Origin of the sequence: Streptomyces sp. NPDC047028, from assembly GCF_040644095.1 — a bacterium.
GTDB lineage: Bacteria > Actinomycetota > Actinomycetes > Streptomycetales > Streptomycetaceae > Streptomyces.
Genome location: NZ_JBEYVS010000031.1, coordinates 29,471 through 56,163 on the forward strand (window position 1 = coordinate 29,471; position 26,693 = coordinate 56,163).

Genomic DNA, 26,693 nt, shown 5'->3' on the forward strand with positions numbered 1-26,693 from the left:
GTTCCTGACCCGCGGGCACCGGCGCCGGCCCCCGTGATCTCGTACATCCTCCGCCGGACGTTCGCGGCAGTGATCCTGCTGCTGGTCGTCTCCGCGGTCACCTTCGCCATCTTCTTCCTGCTGCCACGGCTGGCCGGCCAGACCGCCGACCAGTTGGCGACGCAGTACCTCGGCAAGAGCCCGTCGAAGGCCGACATCCTCGTGGTCAAGCACAACCTGGGTCTTGACCAGCCCCTGTACCTCCAGTACTGGCACTTCATCAAGGGCATCGTGGCCGGCGCCACCTACGACCTGGGACCCACCACGGCGCACTGCAACGCGCCGTGCTTCGGATACTCGTTCAAGACGCACCAGGCGGTCTGGCCGCAGCTCACCTCGCGGCTGCCCGTGACGCTCTCGCTGGCCTCCGGCGCCGCCGTGCTGTGGCTGCTGTCCGGTGTCACCATCGGTGTCATCTCCGCGCTCAAGCCGCGCTCGGTCTTCGACCGCACCTTCATGGGCGTCGCGCTCACCGGCGTCTCGCTGCCCATGTTCTTCACCGGCAACCTGGCGATCCTCCTCTTCACGTACCAGTGGCCGATCTTCGGCCGCACCTACGTACCGCTCACCGAGAACCCGGCGCAGTGGGCCAACACCCTCTTCCCCGCCTGGTGCTCCCTCGCGCTGCTCTACTCCGCGATCTACGCCCGGCTCACCCGCTCGGGCATGCTGGAGACGATGAACGAAGACTTCATCCGCACGGCCCGCGCCAAGGGCCTGCGTGAGCGCAAGGTCGTCGTCCGGCACGGCCTCAGGGCCGCGCTCACCCCGATCATCACCGTCTTCGGCATGGACCTCGGTCTGCTGCTCGGCGGCGCGGTGATCACCGAGACGGTGTTCTCGCTGCACGGCATCGGCGAGTACGCGGTGCAGGGCATCACCGACAACGACCTGCCGCCCATCCTCGGCGTGACCCTGCTCGCCGCCTTCTTCGTCGTGATCGCAAATCTCCTGGTGGACCTGCTCTACGCCGCCGCCGACCCGCGGGTGAGGCTCTCGTGACCGAACTGTCCAAGACCGGCGCCGCCGTCGGCGAACCCACGCCCGACCGCACGCCGGACGCCTTCCTCGAAGTCCGCGACCTCAAGGTGCACTTCCCGACCGACGACGGCCTGGTCAAGTCCGTCGACGGGCTCAGCTTCTCGCTGGAGAAGGGCCGCACCCTCGCCATCGTCGGCGAGTCCGGCTCCGGCAAGTCCGTCACCTCGCTGGCCGTCATGGGCCTGCACCGGCTCGGCGCGCGCGGCAAGAACGTCCAGATGTCCGGCGAGATCTGGCTGGACGGCAGGGAACTGGTCTCCGCCGCCCCGGACGAGGTGCGCAAGCTCCGCGGCCGCGAGATGGCGATGATCTTCCAGGACCCGCTGTCCGCGATGCACCCCTACTACAAGGTCGGCGCCCAGATAGTCGAGGCCTACCGGGTGCACAACAACGTCAGCAAGAAGGTGGCCCGCGCCCGGGCCATCGAGATGCTCGACCGCGTCGGCATCCCCGAACCGCACAAGCGCGTCGACGGCTACCCGCACGAGTTCTCCGGCGGTATGCGCCAGCGCGCCATGATCGCCATGGCCCTGGTCAACAACCCCGAACTGCTCATCGCGGACGAGCCGACGACCGCCCTCGACGTCACCGTCCAGGCGCAGATCCTCGACCTCATCCGGGACCTGCAGAAGGAGTTCGGCTCCGCCGTCATCATGATCACCCACGATCTCGGTGTGGTCGCCGAGATCGCGGACGACGTCCTGGTCATGTACGGCGGCCGGTGCATCGAGCGCGGACCGGCCGGCGAGGTCTTCGAACAGCCGCAGCACCCCTACACCTGGGGCCTGCTCGGCTCGATGCCCCGCATCGACCGCGAGACCTCCGAGCGGCTCATCCCGGTCAAGGGCCAGCCGCCGAGCCTCATCAACGTCCCCTCGGGCTGCGCCTTCCACCCGCGCTGCCCGTACGCGGACCTGCCCAAGGGGAACGTCACCCGCACGGTGCGTCCCGAGCTGGAGCTGGTGAGCACCGGACACTGGTCCGCCTGCCACCTCTCGGCCGAGGACCGTACGCGGATCTGGACCGAAGAGATTGCGCCGAAGCTGTGAGTGAGACGAAGAAGACCAAGTCCGCCGATGGCGAGGCGCTGCTCAAGGTCGAGGGACTGACCAAGCACTTCCCCATCCGCAAGGGCATCCTGCGGCGGCAGGTCGGCGCCGTGAAGGCCGTCGACGGCATCGACTTCGAGGTGCGCAAGGGCGAGACCCTGGGCGTGGTCGGCGAGTCGGGCTGCGGCAAGTCGACCATGGGCCGGGTCATCACGCGCCTCCAGGACCCGACCGGCGGCACGATCCACTTCGAGGGCCAGGACATCACGACGCTGAAGGCCGGGCAGATGCGCCCGCTGCGCCGTGACATCCAGATGATCTTCCAGGACCCGTACGGCTCCCTGAACCCCCGCCACACCATCGGCTCGATCGTCTCGGCGCCCTTCCGGCTGCAGAACGTGGAGCCCGAGGGCGGGGTGAAGAAGGAGGTCCAGCGGCTGCTGTCGCTGGTCGGCCTGAGCCCCGAGCACTACAACCGGTACCCGCACGAGTTCTCCGGCGGCCAGCGCCAGCGCATCGGCATCGCCCGCGCGCTCGCGCTGAAGCCGAAGCTGGTCGTCGCCGACGAGCCGGTGTCCGCGCTGGACGTGTCGATCCAGGCCCAGGTCGTCAACCTCATGGACGACCTCCAGGAGGAGCTGGGCCTGACGTACGTGATCATCGCGCACGACCTGTCCGTCGTCCGGCACGTCTCGGACCGGGTCGCGGTGATGTACCTCGGCAAGGTCGTCGAACTCGCCGACAGCACCAAGCTGTACGAGTCCCCGATGCACCCGTACACCAAGGCGCTGATGTCGGCCGTGCCGGTGCCCGACCCCACGCGCCGGGGCGTCAAGAGCGAGCGCATCCTGCTGCGCGGTGACGTGCCCTCGCCGATCGCCCCGCCGAGCGGCTGCCGCTTCCACACCCGCTGCTGGAAGGCGACGCAGATCTGCAGGACGACCGAGCCGCAGCTCGTGGAGCTGAGGCCGGGTCAGCAGGTCGCCTGCCACCACCCCGAGAACTTCGCCGACCAGGCCCCGCAGGACACGGTCCTGCTGTCGGCGGCGAAGGAGGCCTCGGAGCTGGTGGCCTCCGGCGGTACGGCGGAGGAGACGGCGGCGGCCGCCGGCACGGCGGAGAAGACCGCCGAGGGCGCCAAGACCTCGACGGGCACGCCGGCGAAGACGGCCGACAGCCCGGTGGAGGAGCCGGCCGGCGGCACCGCCGCCGAGGCGGACGCGGAACCGGCCCCAGAGGCGGAAGCGGCTGCCGAGACGGAAGCCGAGCCTGAGACGCCCGCCGAAGCGGATGCCGAGCCTGAGCCGGAGGCCGACGCCGGCACCAAGCCGGAGGCCGACGCCAAGCCCGCCGCGGCCGATTCCCAGGAGTCAACCGGCAAGTAGCACATGACGACTCGGCAAAGTCATGTACATGCCTGAACGGGAGAGCGCACAGTCGTCCGTGTCCGTCCACCGCAACGGAACACGCTCGAAAGGGACGACTCATGGCACTCTCCCGTTCGGCACGTTTAGCGGCCCTCGCCACCGCGGCGGCCTCCGTCCTGGCCATCGGCGCCACCCGCGCCCCCACACCCGGCGCCCCCGGCATCGGTGACTCCTACTTCCCGAAGCTCGGCAACGGCGGCTTCGACGCCCGCCACTACGACCTCTCCGTCGCCTACGACCCCGGCACCGGCCGTATGGACGGCCGTACCACCCTCACCGCCCGCGCCACCCAGAACCTCTCCTCCTTCGACCTGGACCTGCAGAAACTCGACGTCTCCAGGGTCGAGGTCGACGGCAGACGCGCCCACTTCACCCGCGACGGGGACGAGATCACCATCACCCCGCGCCACACACTGCGCAAAGGCCGGCACTTCACGGTCACCGTCACCTACGGCGGCGTACCCGAGCCCCTGACCGGCCCCATCGTCTTCGGCTCGAAGTACGGCTGGATGAAGACCCCCGACGGCGTCTTCGTCGCCTGCGAACCCAACGCCGCCTCCACCTGGTTCCCGTCCAGCGACCACCCCTCCGACAAGGCCACCTACGACATCCGGATCAAGGCCCCCCGCGGCCTGACCGCCGTCTCCAACGGCCGGCTCGTCTCCACGCGCAGCAGGGGCGGCTCGACGTACACCCACTGGCGGGAGAGCAGGCCCATGGCCACCTACCTGGCCACCGCCACCATCGGGAAGTTCGACGTGCGGACCGGACGTACCCCCGGCGGCATCCCGGTCTACGTCGCCATCGACCCGGTGCTGAAGAACAGCAACAGCGTCGACGTCTACGCCGTCACGGCCGCCGCCACCGACTATTGGTCGAAGATCTTCGGCCCGTACCCGTTCGAGGAGACCGGCGCCATCGTCGACGACATGCCCGAGGCCGGGTTCTCCCTGGAGGTGCAGAGCAAGCCCGCCTACTCGGCCGTCCGCAACGAGACCACCATCGTCCACGAACTGGCCCACCAGTGGTTCGGCGACTCCGTCAGCGTGCGCCGGTGGCAGGACGTCTGGCTCAACGAGGGATTCGCCACCTACGCCCAGTGGCTGTGGGCCGAGCACCAGGGCACCCGCTCGGCACACGACTCCTTCCTGGCCGGCTACGACTCCCGACCCGCCGACTCCTCCTTCTGGCAGACCGAGGTCGCCGACCCGCAGCGCGACACCATGTTCGCCTCCGCCGTCTACCAGCGCGGCGCGATGACCCTCCAGGCCCTCAGGGAACGCATCGGCGACACCGCGTTCTTCCGCCTGCTGCCAGCCTGGACCAGGCTCCACCGCTACGGCAACGCCGACACCGCAGACTTCGTCCGCCTCGCGGAACGGATCAGCGGACAGCGGCTCGACGGCTTCTTCCACACCTGGCTCTACACGACCGGAAAGCCCGCTCTGTAGGCCGCCGCGCGTCGGTCCGGCCCGGCCGGGTGAGAATGGCCGGGTGCAGTACCAGCAACTCTTCAGTCCCTCCGTCCAGCACACGCTCGATGTCATCGGCATCTTCGTGTTCGCGATCTCCGGCGCGCTGCTGGCCGTCCGGAAGAACTTCGACGTCTTCGGCATCGCCGTGCTCGCCGAGGTCACCGCACTGGGCGGAGGGATGTTCCGCGACCTGGTCATCGGGGCCGTACCGCCGTCCGCGTTCACGGACCTCGGGTACTTCCTCACCCCGCTGCTCGCCACGCTCGTGGTCTTCTTCCTGCACCCGCACGTCGAGCGCATCCAGGCGGCCGTCCTCGTCTTCGACGCCGCGGGCCTGGGCCTGTTCTGCGTCAGCGGGACGACCAAGGCGTACGCCTACGGCCTCGGCCTGACCTCCTCCGCCACCCTCGGCCTGGCCACGGCCGTCGGTGGCGGTGTGCTGCGGGACGTGCTCGCCAACGAGGTGCCCTCGCTGCTGCGCTGGGACCGCGACCTGTACGCGGTCCCAGCGATCGTCGGCGCCACCATGGTCGCGCTGTGCATCCGCTACGACGTGCTGAACCCGCTGACCACCGGGCTCGCGGTCGTCACCGCCTTCGTCCTGCGCCTGCTCGCGATGCGGTTCCACTGGCGAGCGCCGCGTGCGTGGAACCGGCGGACGAACGTCGCGGAAGAATAGACCGGTCCACACCCCTGGGACGGTTCTGGCCCATCTGCATGGTCAGCCAGCGGAAGACCGTGGTGACCTGGGGCCGCCACAGCGCCATCGTGTGCCCGCCCGCACTGCGCGGCAGGAACGCCACGTGCACGGTCGTCGGGGCCTTGGCGATCGACCGCAGCGCCATCCCCGACTCGTAGCCGTCGCCGGACTCCCCGGAGAGGTAGAGCGCGATCTGCGGCGGCTCCGGCTTCTTCCTGAGGAGCAGGTAGGGGTTGTTCGCGGCGCGCAGGGCAGGGCTCTGCGCGGCCAGCGAGTTGCGCTCGCCGATCGGGTCGTTGTAGCCGGACATGCTCACCGCGGCCCGGTACCGGTCCGGGTGGGCGACGGCCAGCTTGACCGCGCAGTGCGCGCCCGCCGAGTAGCCGGCCACCGCCCAGCCGCGCGGACCCGCCTGGGCGCGGAAGTTGTCCGTGACCATCTTCGGCACGTCGATGCTGAGCCAGGTGTCCGCGTTCACCGTGCCCGCGATGTTGGCGCAGCCGGTGTCGACGCCGGCCAGCAGGTTGGTGCGCGGTGAGACCAGGATGAAGGGCGCCACCTGCCCGCTCCTCATCAGCGGCAGCAACTGCTCGTGCGCCTTCAGCGAGCCGAACCAGGCCTTCGCCGAGCCGGGGTAGCCGGGTAGCAGCTCCACCACCGGGAAGGTGCGGTGCCGGTAGGCGGGCTCGTTGTACTGCGGGGGCAGCCAGACGTAGACCTCGGCGTTCACTCCGGAGACCCGGCCCTTGAGCTGGGTGACCCGGACCCCGCCGGCCGCGCGCATCCCGGGGCCGGTGGCCGGTTCGAACTCCTGCCTCATCTTGGGCAGCCGCTTCAGCGAGATGCCGCCCGTGCCGTCCTGTCCCAGGTCGGCCGCCCGCTGGACGTGGTTGCCGGTGCCGAGCAGGTCGGCCCAGTTGTCGTACAGGTTGTTCTGGTTGTTGACGAGGACGAACACCAGGGTGACGGCCGTACCCTGGGCGAACAGCAGCATCAGCACCCGGGCCGCGGTGCGCAGGAACCTCGGCCCCCGCATCCTCGACCACAGGGCGAGCGGCAGTATGAGGGCGACCACGGACAGCACCATGGTCGTGTAGAGGAACGAAGTCCCGGTGAGGCTCATGTCCCCATAGAGGCGAATCGGAAGCACGGGGTTGTGGACGTGTCCGGACACTTACCGAGAAATTGCCGGGATCTCACCCGGGAGCGGGAGTGGATCATGCACCCAGGGGACAAAAAGCTACCGCTTAGTAATTACCTGTTGTACGGTTCACCCATGCCCGAAGCAGCTTCCGCACCGGCCGCACCGGCCCGGACCGGCGACAGTGAGTTCGACCGCGACACCGCGGTCATCCGGCGCGAGCCCGGTGTCTACGACATCGACCTCTCGGCCGGCTGGACCATCATCAGCGCCGTCAACGGAGGCTATCTGCTGGCCGTCCTCGGGCGGGCCCTCGCGGACACCCTCCCGCACCCGGACCCGTTCACCGTCTCCGCGCACTACCTGACCGCCTCCCGGCCCGGCCGGGCGGTCGTCCGCACCGAGACCGTCCGCACCGGCCGCACCCTCTCCACCGGCCAGGCGTCCCTCTTCCAGTACGACGACGACGGCAACGAGGTCGAACGCATCCGCGTCCTCGCCTCCTACGGCGACCTCTCCACCCTCCCGGACGACGTCCGTACGACCGCCGAGCCGCCCGCCATCCCGCCGATGGAGCAGTGCTTCGGCCCCGAGGACGGTCCGGCGCCGGTTGAGGGCAGCTCCGCCATCGCCGACCGGCTGATGCTCAAGCTCGACCCCTCCACCCTCGGCTGGGCCCTCGGCGCGCCCTCCGGCAAGGGCGAGATGCGGGCCTGGTTCGGGCTGGCCGACGGCCGCGACCCCGACCCGCTGTCCCTGCTGCTGGCGGTGGACGCGCTGCCGCCGACGGCCTTCGAGATCGGCCTGAAGGGCTGGGTCCCCACGGTCGAACTCACCGTCCACGTCCGCCACCGCCCCGCCCCCGGCCCCCTCCGCGTCTCCATCACCACCCGCAACCTGGCGGGCGGCTTCCTGGAGGAGGACGCGGAGGTCTGGGACAGCGAGGGGCGACTGGTGGCGCAGTCGCGCCAACTGGCACGGGTACGACTGGGCTGACGACCGTCGTACGGGTGTCGCGCCGTCGTGGCTGGTCGCGCAGTTCCCCGCGCCCGTTCAGGGCGCCGTCGTCAAGGCCGGTCGAGGGGCTCACGGCCCATCCACGCGGCCAACTGGCCGTAGACATCCGCGCCCTCGGGCGCCTCGCGGCGCGTGTCGAAGGGGGTCTGCTCGTCGCGCGGGCGGGAGTCCGGGAGGAGCTGCCGGGCGGCGGCGAGAGCGAACGCCCCCACCTCGGGGTCGAGTTCGAGAGGCCGGCCGAGCCCCTCGGAGAGGTCCCACGTGTGGGTCACGATCTCCATGACGTAGCCGGACAGGGCCGCGTGCCCCGGCACCTCGCCCCACGGCACCGTGACCGCCGTCGTCATCCGCTCGTCGCTCTCCCAGGCCTTCAGCACCCGGACGCGCACCTCGTCGTAGGCCGCCGCCCAACCGTCGTCCGGCACCCCCTCGGTGGTCGGCTCGACGGCCATTCCGTCGCCGCCCTCGCCGACCACGGCGATCCGCCGGGTGCCGCCCACGACGTGGCCCAGCAGCGCGCGTACGTCGAACTCGGCACACGGCGTCGGCCCGGTGAGCTGCTCGGGGCGGACCGTCTTGATCAGCGCGGCCGCCTGCTCGGTGGCGCGGACGTAGACGGGACGCGGGTCGGTGAAACCGGTGCTGGTCATGGTGTACCTCTCCTCAGTCGGTAGGACGCAGCGTGCCCGGAAAACCTGACAGAACCCGTCAACATTTGCGTCGAGCGCTTCCCGGCGCGATTGTGGGCCGGTGAAGTCCGACCGGCTGCTGTCGATCCTGCTGCTCCTGCAGACCCGGGGCCGGGTCCCCGCGCACGAACTCGCCGACCGGCTCGAGGTGTCGGTCCGCACCATCTACCGGGACGTCGAGGCGCTGTCGGCCTCCGGTGTCCCCGTCTACGCCGAGCGCGGCCGGCACGGCGGCATCGAACTCCTCGCGGGATTCCGTACCGACGTCACCGGGCTGACCGCCGACGAGTCCCGCGCCCTGTTCATCCTCGCCGCCCAGGGCGCCCACGCCGCGCTCGGTCTGGACGCGGCACTCGGCTCGGCCCTGCGCAAGGTGATGGCCGCACTGCCCGCGCCGCACCGGCCCGCCGCCGAGGTCACCAGCCGGCGCGTCCTGGTCGACGCCACCCGGTGGAGAAGCGGACCCCAGCAGGCCGTCGACCTGGACGTCCTGCAGGACGCGGTGTTCTCCGACCGGCGCCTGAAGCTGCGCTACCGGCACAGCGGACAGCGCGAGCCGCGGACGTACACCGTCGATCCCTACGGCCTCGTCGCCAAGGCCGGGACCTGGTACCTGGTCGCCGACCGGCGCGGCCGGCCCCAGCTGTTCCGGGCCGACCGGGTGCACTCCGCCCGCCTGCTGGACGACCCGGTGCGGCGCCGGTCCGGGATCGAACTCGCCGACGCCTGGGAGGCGTTGCGCAGGCAGGTCGAGGAGCGGCCGGACGGGATCCAGGTCACGGTCCGGATCCGCCGCGAACACCTCGACATGTTCCGGCGCATCGCCGCCCAGCAGCTGACCGCGCCCCCCGAGGACGACGGTGAGGGCGACTGGGTCACCGTCCGGCTGTCCTACCCGGTGCTGCGCGCGGTCCGCCAACTCCTCGCGTTCTCCGACCGGGTGGAGGTCCTCGCCCCGCCCGAGGCGCGGGCGGAACTGGTGGCGGGCGCCCGTGCGGTGCTTGCGCGGTACGAGGGGGAGACCCCGGCCGACCGACGACGCCGCCGGTGAGGGGCGTGGCTCAGTCCAGCCAGTGCCGGCGGCCGATGCTGATGAGCCGCAACTGCCGGGTGGCGAGTCGGGTGACCCGCTCGCGCTCCTCGGCCGGACCCTCCAGCGCCTCCAGGAAGAGGGAGGCGGTGATCAGCATCTGGTCCACGTACAGGTGGGCCAGCATCAGCAGATCGTCGTCGCTCCAGCCCGCGGCCTGCGCGTCGCCCGCCAGTTCGGCCTTCACCTCCTCGGCGAACCGGGCCAGTTGGGCCTGGATGGCCTCCCGTACCGGCTGCACCCCGCCGTGCCGCTCACGCGCGATGAACCGCACGTGAGCCGGGTACGTGTCCACGTGGTGGCCGATCAACTCCACGGCGCGGGCGATGCGTTCCACGCTGCTGCCGGTGCCGGACACCGTCGTCCGCACCATCGGGTGCAGGCTGCCCAGCGCCTCGTCGACGAGCGCCACGCCGAGGTCGGCGGTGGACCGGAAGTGCCGGTAGAACGCGGTCGGGGCCACCCCGACGGCCCGGGTGACCTCGCGCAGGCCCAGGCTGCTCAGGCTCTGCTCCTCCAGCAGCGTGAGCGCCGCGTCCAGGAACGCCTGCCGCGTCTTCTGCTTCTGGGCCTGCCGGATGCCGAGGGTGTGACTCATGTCATCCAGTTAACAACTGTTCTCTGGAATTGCAAAGCCGTGGGAAGCGCTAGACTCGAAGTCAGTGAACAACTGTTACTACAATTGTTCACCGAAACTTCACACCGGCCTACACACACGAGGCATCTCGGAGGGGGATCCGATCCCATGCTGTTCCTCGTCGCCGCACTCATGCTGCTCGGCGTCGTCCTGGGCACCGTCGCTCACGCGCCGCTGACCGTCACCGCCGTCCTGGCCGCCGTCATCGCCGTCTGGCTCGGCGTCTTCGCGATCCGCGAGCGCCACGGCCGCCGCCGCCAGTCCTCGGCCAACTGACCGTCCGCACCGACTTCCTGGAGCTGAGCACCATGCGACTCACCGCACCGGCCGTCCCGCGCACCGACACCGCGCCCCGGACCCGCGACGCCGACGGCATGGCCGTCGCGTCCTTCATCCTCGGCCTTCTCGGCCTGCTCGTCCTCAACATCTTCCTCGGCCCGGTCGCCATCGTCCTGGCCGCCGTCTCCCTCTGGCGAGGCACCACCCGCCGAGGCCGCGCCTACCTCGGCCTCACGCTCGGCATTGCCGACCTCGCAGCCCTGGCCCTCTCCATGGAACTGACGAACACAATCTCCTGGAGCCTGTAGCCCCACCGGCCTCCGCCTCCCGCCGTGGGCAGCACCCGCTAGTGCCGTGGGCAGGCGTTCCGCAGGGCGATGGGGGTCACCCCCGCTCGAGCGGAGCCGAGAGTGGGGGAGGGTGGGCACGGCCTGCAGCGCCGGGCGCCACGCCACCAACCCCGGCGGCGGCCAACCAAGGGCGCACCGGCCCAAGCCAACCGCAGGGGAGCCGTAGAATCGCCTCACCATGGCTTACCTCGACCACGCCGCGACCACCCCGATGCTCCCGGAGGCGGCAGAGGCACTGACCGCGCACCTGAGCATCACCGGCAACGCGTCCTCCCTGCACGCCTCCGGCCGCCAGGCCCGCCGTACGGTCGAGGAGTCCCGCGAAACCCTCGCGGAAGCGATCGGCGCCCGCCCCAGCGAGGTCGTCCTCACCTCGGGCGGCACCGAGGCCGACAACCTCGCCGTCAAGGGCCTGTACTGGTCCCGCCGCGACACCGCCCCCGCAGGCACCCGCACCCGCGTCCTCGCCAGCCCCGTCGAGCACCACGCCGTCCTCGACGCCGTGCACTGGCTCGGCGAACACGAGGGCGCCACCGTGGAGTACCTCCCCGTCGACGCCCACGGCCGGGTGCACCCCGACGCGCTGCGCGAGGCCATCGCCCGTAACCCCGACGACGTCGCCCTGGCCACCGTGATGTGGGCCAACAACGAGATCGGCACGATCATGCCGGTCCGTGAACTCGCCGACGTGGCCGCCGAGTTCGGCGTCCCGCTGCACGCCGACGCCGTCCAGGCCCTCGGCCAGGTCCCCGTCGACTTCGGCGCCTCCAAACTCGCCGCCATGACCGTCTCCGGCCACAAGATCGGCGGCCCGTACGGCATCGGCGCCCTCGTCCTCGGCCGCGAGTACACCCCCGTACCCGTCCTGCACGGCGGCGGGCAGGAGCGCCACGTCCGTTCCGGCACCCTCGACGTGCCCGCCGTCGCCTCCTTCGCGGTGGCCGGCCGGCTCGCCGCCGAACAGCAGGAGCGGTTCGCCCGCGAGATCGGCGCCCTGCGCGACCAGCTCGTCGACGCCGTCCTGACGGCCGTCCCGGACGCGATCCTCGGCGGCGACCCCGCTTCCGGCGGCCGGCTCCCCGCCAACGCCCACTTCACCTTCCCCGGCTGCGAGGGCGACTCCCTGCTGCTCCTGCTGGACGCCCAGGGCATCGAGTGCTCCACCGGCTCCGCCTGCACCGCTGGCGTCGCCCAGCCCAGCCACGTCCTCCTCGCCACCGGCACCGCCCCCGACCTGGCCCGCGGCACCCTGCGCTTCTCCCTCGGCCACACCTCCACCGAGGCCGACGTCGAGGCCGTGGCCAAGGCGATCGGACCGGCGGTGGAACGGGCCCGCGCAGCGGGCCTGAGCTGAGCGGCACTCCCGGTCCCGCGGCCCCGTACCCTGAATGGGTTATGACTGAGACCCCGCAGCGCCCCCTCCGCGTCCTCGCCGCCATGTCCGGCGGTGTCGACTCCGCCGTCGCCGCCGCGCGTGCCGTGGACGCCGGGCACGACGTGACCGGCGTCCACCTCGCGCTCTCCGCGAACCCGCAGTCCTTCCGCACCGGTGCGCGGGGCTGCTGCACCATCGAGGACTCCCGCGACGCGCGCCGCGCCGCCGACGTCATCGGCATTCCCTTCTACGTCTGGGACCTCGCCGACCGCTTCCGCGAGGACGTCGTCGAGGACTTCATCGCCGAGTACGAGGCGGGGCGCACCCCCAACCCGTGCCTGCGCTGCAACGAGAAGATCAAGTTCGCCGCGCTGCTCGACAAGGCCCTCGCCCTCGGCTTCGACGCCGTCTGCACCGGCCACTACGCCCAGGTGATCGTCCGCGAGGACGGCACCCGCGAGCTGCACCGCGCCTCCGACATGGCCAAGGACCAGTCGTACGTCCTCGGCGTGCTGGACGACCGGCAGCTCGCGCACGCGCTGTTCCCCCTCGGCGACACCGTCACGACCAAGGACGAGATCCGCGCCGAGGCCGAGCGCCGGGGCCTCGCCGTCGCCAAGAAGCCCGACTCGCACGACATCTGCTTCATCGCCGACGGCGACACCCAGGGCTTCCTCGCCGGCCGGCTCGGCAAGGCGGAGGGCGACATCGTCGACGAGGCCGGCAACCGGCTCGGCACGCACGAGGGGGCGTACGGCTACACCATCGGCCAGCGCAAGGGCCTGCGCATCGGCACCCCCGCCCCCGACGGCAAGCCCCGCTACGTCCTCGACATCTCCCCGGTCACCAACACCGTGACCGTCGGCCCGGCCGCCGCCCTGGACGTCACGGCCCTCACCGCGATCAAGCCCCGCTGGTGCGGCGCCGCCCCGGCCGGCCCCGGCACCTACACCGCCCAGCTGCGCGCCCACGGCGGCGAGACCGAGGCGACGGCCGAACTGGTCGACGGCCGCCTGGAGGTCACGTTCACCGAGCCGGTCCGCGGTGTCGCCCCCGGCCAGGCGATCGTCCTCTACGACGGCACCCGAGTCGTCGGCTCGGCGACCATCACGACGACCACGCGCGCGACGGCGACGCTGTGACCCGAGCGGCCGCTCGGCCGCTCACCCGGTGACGAGGTCCCGCCGGCACCGGGCCCGCTCACCCGATGACGAAGTCCGCCAGCACCGGCCCCAGCACCCCCGGCTCCACCATGTGGGTCTGGCCCTCCAGGACGCGGTACGTGCCCTGCGGAACCGTCTCCGCGACGGCGCGGCCCGCCGTGCGCATCCACTCCGGGCTCGCCCCGCCGGCCACCGCCAGCACGGGCACGGGGATCGCGGCCAGCAGGTCGCGGGGGAGCAGGCCGTCGCCCATGACGGCGTTGTCGTACGCCAGGCTCGGCGCGACGGCCTCCATGCCCGCCCACATCGGGGACTGCCGGGCCCCCTGGATCATCTGCTCGCCGAGGCCGGTCAGCCGCAGGAACAGCTCCACCGCGTCCCCGCGCCGGCCGTCCGCGAGCGCCCGGTCCAGGTTCTCGGTGTACGCCGCCTGCTGTTCGGCGCCGCCCGCCAGAGTGTCGGCGAACGGCACCTCGTACACCGCCGCCCGGCGCACCGGAAGCCCGCTCGCCGCCGCGTGCAGGACCAGCGCGCCGCCCGAGGAGACCCCGAACAGGGCTGCCTCGCCGCCCACCGCCTCGACCAGCGCGGCCAGGTCCTCGACCTCGCGGGCCACCTCGTACGGCGTCGTGTCGCCGCTCTCGCCGCGGCCCCGGCGGTCGTACACCACGGCCGTGCAGCGGTCGGCGAGGCGTTCGGCCAGCGGCGCCATGGTGGCGCCGGTGGACATCGCGCCGCTCACCAGGATCACCGTCGGCCCCCGGCCCCTCATCTCGTAGGCGAGGGAGGTGCCGTCACGGGAAGTCGTCATGTTGTCCATGCCGGTGCAGACTGCCGCATGGCGCCCGGCTCATCGGTCAGGACACGTCGACGTCGTAGAAGCAGTAGTGATCCTTGATCCGGGCCACGTCCGGCTTCGGGTCCGGGTACGCCCACACCAGGTCGGGCGCGTCCGGCAGCGACCAGTAGGACGCCGTGCCCTTGAACGGGCAGAAGGTGTGGGTGTCTGAGGCGGCCAGGAGGTCGAGACGGACGTCCTCGGCGGGGATGTAGTACCGCACCGGACAGCCCGTCTCGCGCAGCTCCAGCGCGCGGTCGGTCTCCGCGAGCACCTGCCCGTCGCGCACCACGCGCACGTGCCGCTCGCCCTGCTCGATCGTGATCGTGTGTCCATCAGCCATACCGGGACAGCACCCGCGGGCGGGCGGTTTCTTCCCGGATCCGCCCGCGTACGGTGGACGCCATGAACATCTGCGTCTTCCTCTCCGCCGCCGACCTCGACGAGCGCTACACGCGCCCCGCGCGCGAGTTCGCGGAACTGATCGGCAAGGGCGGCCACACCCTGGTGTGGGGCGGCTCCGACGTCGGCCTGATGAAGGTCGTCGCCGACGGGGTGCACGAGGCGGGCGGCAGGCTGCTGGGCGTCTCCGTCGACTTCCTCGCGTCGCGGGCCCGGCCGGGCACCGACGAGATGGTCATCGCCGCCGACCTCGCCGAACGCAAGAAGCTGTTGCTGGAGAAGGCCGACGCGGTGGTCATCATGGTGGGCGGCACCGGCACCCTCGACGAGGCCACCGAGATCCTGGAGCTGAAGAAGCACAGGCGGACCGAGAAGCCCGTGGTGCTGCTGAACACGGCCGGCTTCTACGACGGCCTGCGCGAGCAGTTCCAGCGCATGGAGGACGAGGGCTTCCTGCCACGCCCCCTCGCCGAGCTGGTGTTCTTCGCCGAGGAGCCGGTCGGCGCGCTCGCCTACCTGGAGGAGTCGCTCGGTACCCGGTGATGCGAGCATGGCGGGCATGGCTACTCATGTGATCACCGGGGCCGGATCCGGCATCGGCGCGGCCGTCGCCCGCCGCCTGCACGCGCGCGGGGACGAACTCGTCCTCCACGCGCGCGACGCGGGCCGCGCGAAGGAACTGGCCGCCGAGTTCCCCGGCGCGCGCACCCTCGTCGGCGACCTCGACGAACCCGACCGGCTGTCCTGGGCGTTCTCCCACCAGACGCTCCCGGACCGCGTGGACTCCCTGCTGCACATCGCCGGCGTGGTCGACCTCGGCGGCGTCGGCGACCTGACCCCCAAGTCCTGGCGCCACCAGCTCAACGTCAACCTGATCGCGCCGGCCGAGCTGACCCGGCACTTCCTGCCGCAGCTGCGGACCACGCGCGGCCACGTCGTCTTCGTCAACTCCGGCTCCGGTCTGAACGCCCACGCCGGCTGGTCCGCGTACGCCGCCTCCAAGCACGGCCTCAAGGCGCTCGCCGACTCCCTGCGCCAGGAGGAGCACGCGGCCGGCGTCCGCGTCACCTCCGTCTACCCCGGCCGCACCGCCAGCCCCATGCAGGCCAAGGTCCACCAGCAGGAGGGCAAGGACTACGACCCGGAGAAGTGGATCGACCCCGAGTCGGTGGCCACCACCATCCTGATGGCCATCGACCTCCCCGCCGACGCGGAGGTCAACGACCTTGCGGTCCGGCCGGGCCGTTGATCCGGCCGGGGGAGTTCCGCGGGGCTGTGGTTCCGTAGGCTTCCCGGGTGAGCGAAAACAGCGTGTTCAGGTTCCCGGGGGCCACCGGGGTGGGGTCCATGCCCGGCGGGGACGCCCGGGAGGCGGCCAAGACGGTCGCCGGCAGCTTCGAGGACTTCCCGTACCTCCCCGAGTTGCCCGCGCGCGGGCCCGGCGCCGACATGATCGGCCGTACGGCGGGGATGCTCGTCGAGCTGTACGCGCGCGTGGAGCCCAGCGGCTGGCGGATCGGCGACCGGCCGGGCCGGGACACCAAGCGGGCCCGCTCCTGGCTCGGCGAGGACCTCGACGCCCTGGAGGAGTTCACCCAGGGCTACGAGGGCGACCTCAAGGTGCAGGCGGTCGGCCCCTGGACCCTCGCCGCCGCCCTGGAGCTGAGGAACGGCGAGGCCGCCCTCTCCGACCCCGGTGCCTGCCGCGACCTCGCCGCCTCACTCACCGACGGACTGCGCCAGCACCTCGCCGAGGTCGCCCGCCGCGTCCCCGGCGCCCGGCTCGTCCTCCAGCTCGACGAGCCCTCCCTGACGGCCGTCCTGCGCGGCCAGGTCCGCACGGCCAGCGGCTACCGCACCCACCGTGCCGTGGACCGCCAGCTCGTCGAGTCCACCCTGCGGGACGTCATCGCGGCCCACGGGGACGGGCCCGTCGTCGTCCACTCCTGTGCCCCCGACGTGCCCTTCGCGCTGCTGCGCCGCTCCGGAGCGGCCGCCGTCTCCTTCGACTTCTCCCTCCTCACCGAACGTGACGACGACACGATCGGCGAGGCCGTGGAAGCCGGGACCCGCCTGTTCGCCGGTGTCGCGGCGGGCACGGACGGCCCATTGTCAGACCCTGCCGGTAGCGTCATGGGTGTCAGGACGCTGTGGCGCAGGCTGGGCCTGCAACCGGGGCTGCTCGCCGAGGCGGTCACGGTGACCCCGGCGTGCGGTCTGGCGGGGGCTTCTCCCGCCTACGCGCGCCAGGTGCTCGCCCACTGCGTCCAGGCGGCGAGATCCCTCGCGGACAACCCTGAGTAACGGGAGGACCACACGGTGGCCGGCGACAAGCAGCAGGCGGAGACGGCAGTGCCCGCCGAGGCACGTGAGAAGCACGCGCAGCTCGCTGAGCAGATCGAGGAGCACCGCTTCCGGTACTACGTGAAGGACGCCCCGGTCGTCAGCGACGCCGAGTTCGACCAGCTCCTGAAGTCCCTGGAGGCCCTGGAGGAGCAGTACCCCGAGCTGCGCACCCCCGACTCGCCCACCCAGAAGGTATCCGGGTCGTACGCCACGGAGTTCACGGCGGTCGAGCACCGCCAGCGGATGCTGTCCCTGGACAACACGTTCAACGACGACGACCTGGCCGCCTGGGTCGACCGCATCGCCAAGGAGCTGGGCGAGCAGGAGTACCACTTCCTGTGCGAGCTGAAGGTCGACGGCCTCGCCGTCAACCTCACCTACGAGCGCGGCCGCCTCACACGCGCGGCGACCCGAGGCGACGGCCGCACCGGCGAGGACATCACGCCGAACGTGCGCACGATCGCGGAGATCCCCGACGGCCTCCAGGGCGAGGACGTCCCCGACCTGGTGGAGATCCGCGGCGAGGTCTACTTCCCGATGGAGAAGTTCCTCGAACTGAACGAGCGGCTCGTCGCCGCCGGTGACAAACCGTTCGCCAACCCGCGCAACGCCGCCGCGGGTTCGCTGCGCCAGAAGGACCCGCGCGTCACCGCGACCCGCCCGCTGCACATGGTCGTCCACGGAATCGGCGCGCTGGAGGGCTTCACGGGCATGACCCGCCTCTCCCAGGCCTACGGCCTCCTGAAGACCTGGGGCCTGCCCACCTCCCCGCACAACCGGGTGGTCGACGGACTGGACGGCATCCGGGAGTTCATCGCGTACTACGGCGAGAACCGGCACTCCGTGGAGCACGAGATCGACGGTGCGGTCGTCAAGCTCGACGAGATCCGACTCCAGGGCCGCCTCGGCTCCACCGCGCGCGCACCCCGCTGGGCCATCGCCTACAAGTACGCGCCGGAGGAGGTCAACACCAAGCTCATCGACATCAAGGTGGGCGTCGGCCGCACCGGGCGGGTCACGCCGTACGCGCAGGTGGAGCCGGTCACCGTGGCCGGCAGCGAGGTCGAGTTCGCCACCCTGCACAACCAGGAGGTCGTGAAGGCCAAGGGTGTCCTCATCGGGGACACGGTCGTCATCCGCAAGGCCGGTGACGTCATCCCGGAGATCCTCGGCGCGGTCGTCGACCTGCGGGACGGCAGCGAGCGGGAGTTCGTGATGCCGGGCGAGTGCCCCGAGTGCGGTACAGCGCTGCGGCCCATGAAGGAGGGCGACATCGACCTCCGCTGCCCCAACGCCCGTACCTGCCCGGCCCAGTTGCGCGAGCGGGTGTCCTACCTGGCGGGCCGGGAGTGCCTGGACATCGAGCACTTCGGCGGGGTGGCCGCCGCCGCGCTCACCCGCCCGCTGGAACCGGCCGACCCGCCGCTGGTGGACGAGGGCGACCTGTTCGACCTGACGGTGGAGAAGCTGCTCCCCATCAAGGCCTACGTCCTCGACCCCGACAGCGGCCTGCCCAAGCGGGACCCGAAGACGGGCGAGGAGAAGGTCGTCACGGTGTTCGCCAACCAGAAGGGCGAGCCGAAGAAGAACACCCTGGCCCTGCTGGAGAACATCGAGGCGGCCAAGCAGCGCCCGCTGGCCCGGTTCCTCAACGGCCTGTCCATCCGGCACGTCGGCCCGGTCGCCGCACAGGCCCTCGCCCGTGAGTTCCGCTCCCTCGAGCGCATCGAGCAGGCGACCGAAGAGGAGCTGGCGGCCACCGACGGCGTGGGGTCCATCATCGCCGCCGCGCTGAAGGAGTGGTTCGCCGAGGACTGGCACCGCGAGATCGTGCGCAAGTGGAAGGGCGCCGGGGTGCCGCTGGAGGACCAGTCGTCCGGCGAGGACGAGGGCCCGCGCCCGCTGGAAGGGCTTACCGTCGTCGTCACCGGCACCCTGGAGAACTTCACGCGGGACGGCGCCAAGGAGGCGCTGCAGAACGGGGGCGCGAAGGTGACCGGTTCGGTTTCGAAAAAGACCTCGTTTGTGGTGGTTGGTGACAGTCCTGGATCGAAGTACGACAAGGCGATGCAGCTGAAGGTTCCCGTTCTGAACGAGGCCGGTTTCACCGTCCTGTTGGAGCAGGGACCCGAGGCGGCGGCCGAGGTCGCGCTTCCGACCGAGGAGTAGCGGTTGAAGGCCACCCGATCGGTGCATATCAGTTGCATACGGGTGGCCCGGGCGCATTCGGGCAACCGTCGACGACCGCTGCCCCTGGCAGCGTTCCGCGGCCTACTGTTGTCGGGTGCGCCTGCCGTGCCCAGCTGCGGTCGGGGCATTCCCCGTGCCCGCCGAGGGCCCGGGGAAGGGTTTTCCAACGCGGATCCGCTGATGGTTGTCGGGCATCGGGCCGCGTGGCGTGGGCACCGCCGGCTGTGAGAGGGACGGGAATGGAACCGACCGAGAGCGCCGCCCCGGACTCCTCGCTGCCCCCGCGCCGCCGCGTCGGCGCGTGGCGGGGAAGCCGACGGACGGCACGCGCGAGCACGCGCACCGGCACCTCCGGGACGTCGGGCACGTCCGGCACGGACGGGAACCCGTCCATACCCGTCCAGGCGCCGAAAGCGCATTCCCCGGCCCCTCTCGCCATCGAACCGCCGCCCCCCCTGACCGGCCCCGGCACCGGGCCGCAGCGCCGGCTGCCCCGGCCCGCGCTCCCCGCGGCGGTCGTGGCCGGCGCCGCGTGCGCCCTCGGCGCCGGCTTCTACCGGGCCGTCGCAGGCGACCACGCCCTCTTCCCGTGCGGCACCGCCGGCTGGTCGCTGGCCCTGCTCACCGGCATCATCGTCGGCCACCTCGTGCTGCTCGGCCGCGCCCGCTGGTGGGGCGGCACCGGCTCCGGCGCCGCCCTCACCCTCGCCGTCCTGCTCCTCTACGGCTGGGTCGCCGCCGGACTGGTCAGCCTCACCGTCGTCGTCCTGGTCGGCATCGCCCGGCGGCACCGCTGGCGGCAGGGGGTCCTGCACGGCGCCGTGGACATCCTCGGCATTGGCGCCGGCGCCCTGGTCCTCGGCGCCTTCGGCCGCGTGCCGACCGTCGAGAAGCCCTGGCACCCGCACACCTGGACCCTCGCCACGGCCCCCGAGTTCGTCCTCGTCGCCCTCGCCTACCTCGCCGTCAGCCGCGGCCTGCTGTGGTACCTCCAGGCCCCGCCCGGCGGCGGACTGCCCACCGTGGCCCGCACCGCCCTGGTCCGGCAGGGCCTGATCGCCGCCGCCCTGCTCGGCATCGCGCCCCTCGTCTGCGTGGTCGCCATCGCCAGGCCCGTCCTGCTGCCGCTGTTCGCGATCCCGCTGATCGCCCTCGACTCCACCCTGTGGATGGCCCGGGCCCGCGCCGAGGAGCAACTGCGCGACCCGCTGACCGGACTGCCCAACCGGCAGTGGCTCCAGGAACGCATCTGGACCGCCCTCGACGACGCCGAACGCATCGACGCCCGCGCCGCCCTCATGCTGATCGACCTCGACCGGTTCCGGTCGGTCAACGACACACTCGGTCACCTCGCCGGTGACCGGCTGCTGCTCCAGATCGCCGACCGGCTCCGGCTCGCCCTGCCGCGAGGAGCGGAGGCCGCCCGGCTCGGCGGTGACGAGTTCGCCGTCTTACTGCCCGTCGCCGACTCCACCACCTCCGCCACCCGCGTCGCCCGCGGCATCGTCGCCGCGCTCAGCTCACCGCTCGACCTCGACGGACTCACCCTCGTCCTGGAGGCCAGCGCGGGCGTCGCCGTCTTCCCCGACCACGCGCTCGACGCCGAGGGCCTGCTGCGCCGCGCGGACGTCGCGATGTACCAGGCGAAGAAGGGCCGTACCGGCGTGGAGGTCTACGAGTCCAAGCGGGACTCCAACACCCCCGACCGGCTGGGCCTGCTCGGCGATCTGCGCCGGGCCCTGGACGCGCGCGAGGTGCAGCTGCACTACCAGCCGAAGGTCCGCTTCGACGGCCAGGTCGCCGGACTGGAGGCCCTGGTCCGCTGGGTGCACCCCGAGCGCGGCAAGGTCCCGCCGGACGAGTTCATCGCGATCGCCGAGTCCTCCGGGCTGATGCCCCACCTCACCGAGTACGTGCTGGAGACCGCGCTCGCCCAGGTCGCCCGCTGGCGCGCCCAGGGGCTGCGGGTGCCGGTGGCGGTCAACGTCTCCCCGCGGGACGTCCACACCCCCGGCTTCGCCGGGTCCGTCGCCGCCCGGCTGGCCCGGCACGGCGTCCCGGCGGGCGCGCTCCAGCTGGAGATCACCGAGCACGTCCTGCTGGAGGACCCGCAGCGGGCCGCGGACACCCTCGCGGCGCTGACCGGGCACGGCGTGAAGATGTCCCTGGACGACTTCGGCACCGGCTACTCCTCCCTGGTGCACCTGCGGCGGCTGCCCGTCAGCGAACTGAAGATCGACCGCTCCTTCGTGGCCCGGCTGGCCGTGGACACCGAGGACGCGGAGATCGTGCGCTGCACCGTCGACCTCGCCCATTCGCTCGGCCTCCTCGTCGTCGCGGAGGGCGTCGAGGACGACGAGACGTGGGAGCGGCTGCGCGACCTCGGCTGCGACGCCGTACAGGGCTGGCTGGTCGCCGCGGCGATGCCGGCCGACGAGACCACGGCATGGCTCCTCGCCCGCGGCTCCCGGGGCTGGCAGCGACCACGTGCCGCGCTCCCGGCCGCCGAGTAGCTCTGCGGCCGGAGTACTTTCCCGACCCGCCCGCCTGTGCGGCCCGGCCGGGTGGCGGGCCTTTGCCGTGGGGGCTGAGCGCCGTCCGCGGCCGCGGCTCGTGTGCGGGGCCCTGCGCCGTCGGCGGCTGCCGCGGCGCTCGGCTCAGGTCGTCCCCGCCGTGAAATGGCCGATCAGCAGGGCCAGCCGGGCTTCGTGGGCGCGTTCCGGCAGGCGGCCGCTGCGCATCAGGATGACCAGGCCGTGCAGGCCGGCCCAGACTGTCACCGCGTACACGCTCGCCGGCCGGCTCGACTTGTTCTGCGTGTTCCTCGGCTACCGGTTCTGGTTCCGGCCCGGCCCCGCCGCGGCCGGCTACGGCGTCCCCGCCGATCCCCGCGGTGACGCCGGCGCCTATCTGTCCGTCAAGGGGCTGCGGGACGGCGCCTACGGCCTGACGGGCCTGGCGCTGCTGGCCTTCGCCGAGGCGCGGGCCGAGGCCTGGTTCATGGTCTGCGTGGCGCTCGTCCCGCTCGTCGACACGCTGATAGTTCTGCGTAACGGCGGCCCGAAGGACACCGCGTTCGGGATCCATTTGGCCACCGCGATCGTCGTACTGATCAGTGCCGGACTGCTGTTCGCCGTCTGATCGCCACAGGCCGATCACCCAGAGGGGGAGAACCGTGTCGCTCTTCGTACCGAAGTTCGATGAGACCGTGATTGTTCGTGACGCCGACGCCGAGGTGCTCGGCGGAGATCCCACAGGCGTCAAGCTGCTCGCCGACAGCAGCGCGAGCGGAGGCGCGCTGTCCACCGTCCGCGTCACCCTCGCGGAGGGTGCCGACGGTGCCCGCCCGCACGTGCACCACAACTCCGCCGAGATGTTCTACCTGCTCGACGGCGCGGCCGAGGTCCTCTCAGGTGACGACGTCGTCACCGCCGAGCGCGGCGACCTGATCATCGTCCCGCCGGACCGGCCGCACGCCTTCGCCGCCGCCCCCGGCGCCACGGCCGACCTCCTGATCGTCATCGCCCCGGGCGTGGAGCGTTTCGAGTACTTCCGGCACCTCCAGCGGATCCGCCTCGGCGAGCTCACCCCGGAGAGCCTGCTGGAGGTCCAGGAGCGTTACGACAACCACTTCCTGAAGAGCGAGGCCTGGGACACCCGCCGCGGCTGAGGGCGGCCCCGGGGCGGACCCGGACGGCGGGGCACCGGCGAACCGTTTCACGGTCACCGGGCCCCGCCCCATAGGATTGGGGTCAGTCGCACACCACACACTCACCCCAGAGGATCGCTGCATGCCTGGCATCACGCGCGAGGAGGTCGCCCACCTCGCCCGGCTGGCGCGTCTGGAGCTGAAGCCCGAAGAGCTCGAACACTTCGCGGGACAGCTGGACGACATCATCGGCGCGGTCGCCCGCGTCAGCGAGGTCGCCGACCAAGACGTACCGCCGACCTCGCACCCGCTCCCGCTGACCAACGTCATGCGGCCGGACGAGGTCCGACCCTCGCTCACCCCCGAGCAGGCGCTCTCCGGCGCCCCGGCCCAGGAGCAGCAGCGTTTCAAGGTGCCGCAGATCCTGGGGGAGGACTGAACCGCCATGACGGACAGCAACATCATCAAGCTCACGGCGGCCCAGATCGCCGAGAAGATCGCCTCCGGCGAGCTGACGGCCGTAGAGGTCACCGAAGCCCACCTCGCCCGGATCGAGGCCGTCGACGAGAAGGTGCACGCCTTCCTGCACGTCGACCGTGAGGGCGCCCTCGCCCAGGCCCGCGCCGTGGACGAGAAGCGGGCGCGCGGCGAGAAGCTCGGCCCGCTGGCCGGCGTCCCCCTCGCGCTGAAGGACATCTTCACCACCGAGGGCGTGCCCACGACCGTCGGCTCGAAGATCCTCGAAGGCTGGATCCCGCCGTACGACGCGACGCTCACCAAGCGGCTGAAGGCCGCCGACGTCGTCATCCTCGGCAAGACCAACATGGACGAGTTCGCCATGGGGTCCTCGACGGAGAACAGCGCCTACGGGCCGACCGGCAACCCCTGGGACCTCACCCGCATCCCCGGCGGCTCCGGCGGCGGCTCCTCCGCCGCGCTCGCCGCCTACCAGGCGCCGCTGGCCATCGGCACCGACACCGGCGGCTCCATCCGCCAGCCGGCCTCCGTCACCGGCACGGTCGGCGTGAAGCCGACGTACGGCGCGGTCTCCCGGTACGGCATGGTCGCCTTCTCCTCCTCCCTGGACCAGGGCGGCCCCTGCGCCCGTACGGTCCTGGACGCGGCTCTCCTCCACGAGGTGATCGCCGGACACGACCCGATGGACTCCACCTCCATCGACGCCCCGGTCCCGCCGGTCGTCGAGGCCGCCCGCAACGGCAGCGTCCAGGGCATGCGCGTCGGCGTCGTCAAGCAGTTCCGCGGCGAGGGCTACCAGGCCGGCGTCATCCAGCGCTTCGACGAGTCCGTCGAGCTGCTGAAGGAACTGGGCGCCGAGATCGTCGAGCTGGACTGCCCGTCCTTCGACCTCGCCCTGTCGGCGTACTACCTGATCGCGCCCTCCGAGTGCTCCTCCAACCTCGCCCGCTTCGACGGCCTGCGCTACGGCCTGCGGACCGGCGACGACGGCTCGCACTCCGCCGAGGAGGTCACCTCCCTCACCCGCGAGGCCGGCTTCGGCCCCGAGGTCAAGCGGCGCATCATGCTCGGCACGTACGCCCTCTCCAGCGGCTACTACGACGCCTACTACGGCTCCGCGCAGAAGGTCCGCACGCTCATCACGCGCGACTTCGAGAAGGCGTTCGAGCAGGTCGACGTGATCGTCTCGCCGACCACGCCGACCACCGCCTTCCCGATCGGCGAGCGCGCCGACGACCCGATGGCGATGTACCTCGCCGACCTGTGCACCATCCCGACCAACCTGGCGGGCAACGCGGCCATGTCCCTGCCCTGCGGCCTCGCCCCGGAGGACAACCTCCCGGTCGGCCTGCAGATCATCGCCCCGGCCCTCAAGGACGACCGGCTCTACCGGGTGGGCGCCGCCGTCGAGGCCGCCTTCGTGGAAAAGTGGGGCCACCCGCTGCTGGAGGAGGCACCGTCGCTGTGAGCAAGACACTGTCGAAGGCCAAGGGCTTCAAGAAGTCCAAGTCCGGCCTCTACCTGTCCATGGCCACCACCGCGTTCGGTGCGGTCAGCGTCGCCAAGCAGGCCAAGCTGGCCCGCACCGAGAGTGACACGCTGCGCCTGATCGACGCGGCCGTGTCCGCCGCCGCCATCGTCACCGGCCTCGCCATCCTCTACCGCGAGCTGAAGCGGCTGGGCGACGACGACGTCCTGCTGGGCTGAGAGGGAAGTTTCACCGTGACCACCACGACCGACCTGGTGTCGTACGAGGACGCGCTGGCGTCGTACGACCCCGTCATGGGCCTCGAGGTCCATGTCGAACTCGGCACCCGCACGAAGATGTTCTGCGGCTGTTCGACCGCGCTCGGCGCCGACCCGAACACCCAGACCTGCCCCGTCTGCCTCGGCATGCCCGGCGCGCTCCCGGTCGTCAACGCGACCGGCGTCGAGTCGGCGATCAAGATCGGTCTCGCGCTGAACTGCGAGATCGCCGAGTGGTGCCGCTTCGCCCGGAAGAACTACTTCTATCCGGACATGCCGAAGAACTTCCAGACCTCCCAGTACGACGAGCCGATCGCCTTCGACGGCTACCTCGACGTACAGCTGGAGGACGGCGAGACCTTCCGCGTCCAGATCGAGCGCGCCCACATGGAGGAGGACACCGGCAAGTCGACGCACGTCGGCGGCGCCACGGGCCGTATCCACGGCGCGTCCCACTCCCTGCTGGACTACAACCGCGCCGGCATCCCGCTCATCGAGATCGTCACCAAGCCGATCGAGGGCGCCGGCGAGCGCGCCCCCGAGGTCGCCAAGGCGTACGTCCGTGAGCTGCGCGAGGTCATCCGCGCCCTCGGCGTGTCCGAGGCCCGCATGGAGATGGGCCAGATGCGCTGCGACGTCAACCTGTCGCTGCGCCCGAACGGCACCGAGAAGTTCGGCACCCGCTCCGAGACGAAGAACGTCAACTCGCTGCGATCGGTGGAGCGGGCGGCCCGCTTCGAGATCCAGCGGCACGCGGCCGTGCTGTCCTCCGGCGGCACGATCATCCAGGAGACCCGCCACTTCCACGAGGACACCGGGTCGACGACCTCGGGCCGCGTGAAGGAGGAGGCCGAGGACTACCGGTACTTCCCGGAGCCCGACCTCGTCCCGGTGGCGCCGTCCCGCGCGTGGGTCGAGGAGATCCGCGCGGCCCTGCCGGAACCGCCGCTGGCCCGCCGTACCCGGCTGCTCGCCGAGTGGGGCATCTCCGCCACCGACATGCAGGCGATCCTGAACGCCGGCGCGCTGGACCCGATCGTCGCCACGATCGACGCCGGTGCCGACGCGGCCTCCGCCCGCAAGTGGTGGATGGGCGAACTGGCACGCAGCGCCAACGAGTCGGGCAAGGCCCTGGACGAGCTGGGGATCACCCCGGCCCAGGTCGCCCGGGTCACCGAGCTGGTCGTGAAGGGTGACCTGAACGACAAGCTGGCCCGTCAGGTCATCGAGGGCGTCCTCGCGGGCGAGGGCACCCCGGACGAGGTCGTCGACAAGCGCGGCCTGAAGGTCGTCTCCGACGAGGGTGCGCTCACCACCGCCGTCGAGGAGGCCATCGCCGGCAACCCGGGCATCGCCGACAAGATCCGCGGCGGCAAGGTCGCCGCCGCCGGCGCCCTGGTCGGCGCGGTCATGAAGGCGACCCGCGGCCAGGCCGACGCGGCCCGCGTGAAGGAACTCATCCTGGAGAAGCTGGGCGTCTCCGAGGGCTGAGCCCGCGAACGACCCACAGGGGGGATGTGCCGAGCCCGGCACATCCCCCCTCGGCGTTCCGTCCGGCATCCGACCCGCTACG

27 protein-coding genes and 1 pseudogene are annotated in these 26,693 nt (G+C 71.7%); 22 read left to right on the forward strand and 6 right to left on the reverse strand.

Translation table 11 applies throughout. The annotated features are described in order from the left end of the window. Positions 1-33: 33 nt before the first annotated feature. The 5 genes from ABZ854_RS25605 (at position 34) to ABZ854_RS25625 (ending at position 5,710) form a co-directional block, all read left to right on the forward strand. Complete coding sequence (locus tag ABZ854_RS25605; RefSeq protein WP_361214806.1) at positions 34-1,041, forward strand: ABC transporter permease; 1,008 nt, start codon at positions 34-36, stop codon at positions 1,039-1,041. Continuing rightward, entirely contained in the window at positions 1,038-2,129 is a 1,092-nt protein-coding gene (locus tag ABZ854_RS25610; RefSeq protein WP_361214808.1) for an ABC transporter ATP-binding protein, read from the forward strand. The genes ABZ854_RS25605 and ABZ854_RS25610 overlap by 4 nt, the downstream gene beginning before the upstream one ends. Beyond that, positions 2,126-3,514, forward strand: coding sequence for a dipeptide ABC transporter ATP-binding protein (locus ABZ854_RS25615; RefSeq protein ID WP_361214810.1), 1,389 nt, complete (start codon positions 2,126-2,128; stop codon positions 3,512-3,514). Before ABZ854_RS25610 ends, ABZ854_RS25615 begins: the two co-directional genes overlap by 4 nt. A gap of 101 nt (positions 3,515-3,615) precedes the next feature. After that, entirely contained in the window at positions 3,616-5,007 is a 1,392-nt protein-coding gene (locus ABZ854_RS25620) for a M1 family metallopeptidase (RefSeq protein WP_361214812.1), read from the forward strand. A gap of 43 nt (positions 5,008-5,050) precedes the next feature. After that, on the forward strand, positions 5,051-5,710 hold the full coding sequence (locus ABZ854_RS25625) for a trimeric intracellular cation channel family protein (protein ID WP_361214814.1): 660 nt from the start codon (positions 5,051-5,053) through the stop codon (positions 5,708-5,710). Here ABZ854_RS25625 and ABZ854_RS25630 read toward each other — a convergent pair. Next, positions 5,619-6,854, reverse strand: a complete 1,236-nt coding sequence (locus ABZ854_RS25630) for an alpha/beta hydrolase-fold protein (RefSeq protein ID WP_361214816.1) — start codon at positions 6,852-6,854, stop codon at positions 5,619-5,621. The genes ABZ854_RS25625 and ABZ854_RS25630 overlap by 92 nt on opposite strands. 153 nt (positions 6,855-7,007) lie before the next feature. Here ABZ854_RS25630 and ABZ854_RS25635 point away from each other — a divergent pair, with 153 nt between their 5' ends. Next, complete coding sequence (locus tag ABZ854_RS25635; protein WP_361214818.1) at positions 7,008-7,868, forward strand: thioesterase family protein; 861 nt, start codon at positions 7,008-7,010, stop codon at positions 7,866-7,868. Positions 7,869-7,939: 71 nt separating this feature from the next. Here ABZ854_RS25635 and ABZ854_RS25640 read toward each other — a convergent pair whose 3' ends face one another. Beyond that, positions 7,940-8,539 (reverse strand): TIGR03086 family metal-binding protein, encoded by a 600-nt coding sequence (locus ABZ854_RS25640; RefSeq protein WP_361214820.1) that lies wholly within the window; start codon positions 8,537-8,539, stop codon positions 7,940-7,942. Positions 8,540-8,639: 100 nt separating this feature from the next. Between ABZ854_RS25640 and ABZ854_RS25645 the strand changes: the two genes are divergently transcribed. Then, a complete protein-coding gene (locus ABZ854_RS25645; RefSeq protein WP_361214822.1) occupies positions 8,640-9,629 on the forward strand; it encodes a YafY family protein in 990 nt (329 codons plus the stop codon). 10 nt (positions 9,630-9,639) lie between these two features. Here the strand turns inward: ABZ854_RS25645 and ABZ854_RS25650 are convergent, their stop codons facing one another. Continuing rightward, positions 9,640-10,266 (reverse strand): TetR family transcriptional regulator, encoded by a 627-nt coding sequence (locus ABZ854_RS25650; protein ID WP_129306420.1) that lies wholly within the window; start codon positions 10,264-10,266, stop codon positions 9,640-9,642. Positions 10,267-10,413: 147 nt separating this feature from the next. Between ABZ854_RS25650 and ABZ854_RS25655 the strand changes: the two genes are divergently transcribed. The 4 genes from ABZ854_RS25655 to mnmA all read left to right on the forward strand — a co-directional run bounded on the left by ABZ854_RS25655 (position 10,414) and on the right by mnmA (position 13,451). After that, on the forward strand, positions 10,414-10,581 hold the full coding sequence (locus tag ABZ854_RS25655; protein ID WP_164992281.1) for a hypothetical protein: 168 nt from the start codon (positions 10,414-10,416) through the stop codon (positions 10,579-10,581). 32 nt (positions 10,582-10,613) lie between these two features. After that, positions 10,614-10,892, forward strand: a complete 279-nt coding sequence (locus tag ABZ854_RS25660; protein WP_129306419.1) for a DUF4190 domain-containing protein — start codon at positions 10,614-10,616, stop codon at positions 10,890-10,892. 220 nt (positions 10,893-11,112) lie between these two features. Continuing rightward, positions 11,113-12,288: a cysteine desulfurase family protein gene (locus tag ABZ854_RS25665; RefSeq protein ID WP_361214825.1), complete on the forward strand. Its 1,176-nt coding sequence runs from the start codon at positions 11,113-11,115 to the stop codon at positions 12,286-12,288. A 41-nt stretch (positions 12,289-12,329) separates the two neighbouring features. Further along, positions 12,330-13,451, forward strand: a complete 1,122-nt coding sequence (mnmA, locus tag ABZ854_RS25670) for a tRNA 2-thiouridine(34) synthase MnmA (RefSeq protein ID WP_361214827.1) — start codon at positions 12,330-12,332, stop codon at positions 13,449-13,451. Between the two features lie 58 nt (positions 13,452-13,509). Here the strand turns inward: mnmA and ABZ854_RS25675 are convergent, their stop codons facing one another. Together ABZ854_RS25675 and ABZ854_RS25680 are read right to left on the reverse strand one after the other, a co-directional pair. Then, positions 13,510-14,292: an alpha/beta hydrolase gene (locus tag ABZ854_RS25675; RefSeq protein WP_361214829.1), complete on the reverse strand. Its 783-nt coding sequence runs from the start codon at positions 14,290-14,292 to the stop codon at positions 13,510-13,512. Between the two features lie 37 nt (positions 14,293-14,329). Continuing rightward, positions 14,330-14,653, reverse strand: a complete 324-nt coding sequence (locus ABZ854_RS25680) for a DUF427 domain-containing protein (RefSeq protein WP_361214831.1) — start codon at positions 14,651-14,653, stop codon at positions 14,330-14,332. A 62-nt stretch (positions 14,654-14,715) separates the two neighbouring features. Between ABZ854_RS25680 and ABZ854_RS25685 the strand changes: the two genes are divergently transcribed. The 5 genes from ABZ854_RS25685 to ABZ854_RS25705 all read left to right on the forward strand — a co-directional run bounded on the left by ABZ854_RS25685 (position 14,716) and on the right by ABZ854_RS25705 (position 21,761). Beyond that, complete coding sequence (locus tag ABZ854_RS25685; protein ID WP_361214833.1) at positions 14,716-15,255, forward strand: TIGR00730 family Rossman fold protein; 540 nt, start codon at positions 14,716-14,718, stop codon at positions 15,253-15,255. A gap of 7 nt (positions 15,256-15,262) precedes the next feature. Further along, positions 15,263-15,961: an SDR family oxidoreductase gene (locus tag ABZ854_RS25690; RefSeq protein ID WP_361214835.1), complete on the forward strand. Its 699-nt coding sequence runs from the start codon at positions 15,263-15,265 to the stop codon at positions 15,959-15,961. A 47-nt stretch (positions 15,962-16,008) separates the two neighbouring features. After that, a complete protein-coding gene (locus ABZ854_RS25695) occupies positions 16,009-17,016 on the forward strand; it encodes a methionine synthase (RefSeq protein WP_361214837.1) in 1,008 nt (335 codons plus the stop codon). 15 nt (positions 17,017-17,031) lie between these two features. After that, a complete protein-coding gene (gene ligA / locus ABZ854_RS25700; protein ID WP_361214839.1) occupies positions 17,032-19,227 on the forward strand; it encodes an NAD-dependent DNA ligase LigA in 2,196 nt (731 codons plus the stop codon). A gap of 260 nt (positions 19,228-19,487) precedes the next feature. Next, positions 19,488-21,761 carry a bifunctional diguanylate cyclase/phosphodiesterase gene (locus tag ABZ854_RS25705; RefSeq protein ID WP_361214841.1) on the forward strand — a complete coding sequence of 758 codons (2,274 nt, stop codon included), beginning with the start codon at positions 19,488-19,490 and terminating at the stop codon, positions 21,759-21,761. 144 nt (positions 21,762-21,905) lie between these two features. On the opposite strand, the pseudogene ABZ854_RS25710 reads toward ABZ854_RS25705, so the two are convergent. Further along, a pseudogene (locus tag ABZ854_RS25710) lies at positions 21,906-22,025 on the reverse strand (TetR family transcriptional regulator); the annotation flags it as partial. Here ABZ854_RS25710 and ABZ854_RS25715 point away from each other — a divergent pair. From ABZ854_RS25715 to gatB, 6 genes are all read left to right on the forward strand, one after another. Beyond that, positions 21,994-22,389: a DUF4267 domain-containing protein gene (locus ABZ854_RS25715; RefSeq protein WP_361214843.1), complete on the forward strand. Its 396-nt coding sequence runs from the start codon at positions 21,994-21,996 to the stop codon at positions 22,387-22,389. The pseudogene ABZ854_RS25710 and the gene ABZ854_RS25715 sit on opposite strands and share 32 nt — an antisense overlap. Positions 22,390-22,423: 34 nt before the next feature. Then, positions 22,424-22,918 carry a cupin domain-containing protein gene (locus ABZ854_RS25720; protein WP_361214845.1) on the forward strand — a complete coding sequence of 165 codons (495 nt, stop codon included), beginning with the start codon at positions 22,424-22,426 and terminating at the stop codon, positions 22,916-22,918. 121 nt (positions 22,919-23,039) lie between these two features. Next, entirely contained in the window at positions 23,040-23,336 is a 297-nt protein-coding gene (gene gatC / locus ABZ854_RS25725) for an Asp-tRNA(Asn)/Glu-tRNA(Gln) amidotransferase subunit GatC (protein WP_030231941.1), read from the forward strand. Between the two features lie 6 nt (positions 23,337-23,342). Continuing rightward, positions 23,343-24,842: an Asp-tRNA(Asn)/Glu-tRNA(Gln) amidotransferase subunit GatA gene (gene gatA, locus ABZ854_RS25730; protein WP_361214847.1), complete on the forward strand. Its 1,500-nt coding sequence runs from the start codon at positions 23,343-23,345 to the stop codon at positions 24,840-24,842. Further along, positions 24,839-25,081, forward strand: a complete 243-nt coding sequence (locus ABZ854_RS25735) for a hypothetical protein (protein WP_129306408.1) — start codon at positions 24,839-24,841, stop codon at positions 25,079-25,081. The genes gatA and ABZ854_RS25735 overlap by 4 nt, the downstream gene beginning before the upstream one ends. 15 nt (positions 25,082-25,096) lie before the next feature. Beyond that, entirely contained in the window at positions 25,097-26,611 is a 1,515-nt protein-coding gene (gene gatB / locus ABZ854_RS25740; protein WP_361214849.1) for an Asp-tRNA(Asn)/Glu-tRNA(Gln) amidotransferase subunit GatB, read from the forward strand. The last annotated feature ends 82 nt before the right edge of the window (positions 26,612-26,693 follow it).

Coding starts and splice junctions, on each gene's coding strand:
- ABZ854_RS25660 (WP_129306419.1), top strand. CDS start 10,614: ATGCGACTCACCGCACCGGCCGTCCCGCGCACCGACACCGCGCCCCGG.
- ABZ854_RS25650 (WP_129306420.1), bottom strand. CDS start 10,266: ATGAGTCACACCCTCGGCATCCGGCAGGCCCAGAAGCAGAAGACGCGG.
- gatA (WP_361214847.1), top strand. CDS start 23,343: ATGACGGACAGCAACATCATCAAGCTCACGGCGGCCCAGATCGCCGAG.
- ABZ854_RS25685 (WP_361214833.1), top strand. CDS start 14,716: ATGAACATCTGCGTCTTCCTCTCCGCCGCCGACCTCGACGAGCGCTAC.
- gatC (WP_030231941.1), top strand. CDS start 23,040: ATGCCTGGCATCACGCGCGAGGAGGTCGCCCACCTCGCCCGGCTGGCG.
- ABZ854_RS25640 (WP_361214820.1), bottom strand. CDS start 8,539: ATGACCAGCACCGGTTTCACCGACCCGCGTCCCGTCTACGTCCGCGCC.
- ABZ854_RS25655 (WP_164992281.1), top strand. CDS start 10,414: ATGCTGTTCCTCGTCGCCGCACTCATGCTGCTCGGCGTCGTCCTGGGC.
- ABZ854_RS25635 (WP_361214818.1), top strand. CDS start 7,008: ATGCCCGAAGCAGCTTCCGCACCGGCCGCACCGGCCCGGACCGGCGAC.
- ABZ854_RS25630 (WP_361214816.1), bottom strand. CDS start 6,854: ATGAGCCTCACCGGGACTTCGTTCCTCTACACGACCATGGTGCTGTCC.
- mnmA (WP_361214827.1), top strand. CDS start 12,330: ATGACTGAGACCCCGCAGCGCCCCCTCCGCGTCCTCGCCGCCATGTCC.
- ABZ854_RS25690 (WP_361214835.1), top strand. CDS start 15,263: ATGGCGGGCATGGCTACTCATGTGATCACCGGGGCCGGATCCGGCATC.
- ABZ854_RS25620 (WP_361214812.1), top strand. CDS start 3,616: ATGGCACTCTCCCGTTCGGCACGTTTAGCGGCCCTCGCCACCGCGGCG.
- ABZ854_RS25665 (WP_361214825.1), top strand. CDS start 11,113: ATGGCTTACCTCGACCACGCCGCGACCACCCCGATGCTCCCGGAGGCG.
- ABZ854_RS25715 (WP_361214843.1), top strand. CDS start 21,994: ATGACCAGGCCGTGCAGGCCGGCCCAGACTGTCACCGCGTACACGCTC.
- ABZ854_RS25675 (WP_361214829.1), bottom strand. CDS start 14,292: ATGGACAACATGACGACTTCCCGTGACGGCACCTCCCTCGCCTACGAG.
- ABZ854_RS25680 (WP_361214831.1), bottom strand. CDS start 14,653: ATGGCTGATGGACACACGATCACGATCGAGCAGGGCGAGCGGCACGTG.
- ABZ854_RS25705 (WP_361214841.1), top strand. CDS start 19,488: ATGGAACCGACCGAGAGCGCCGCCCCGGACTCCTCGCTGCCCCCGCGC.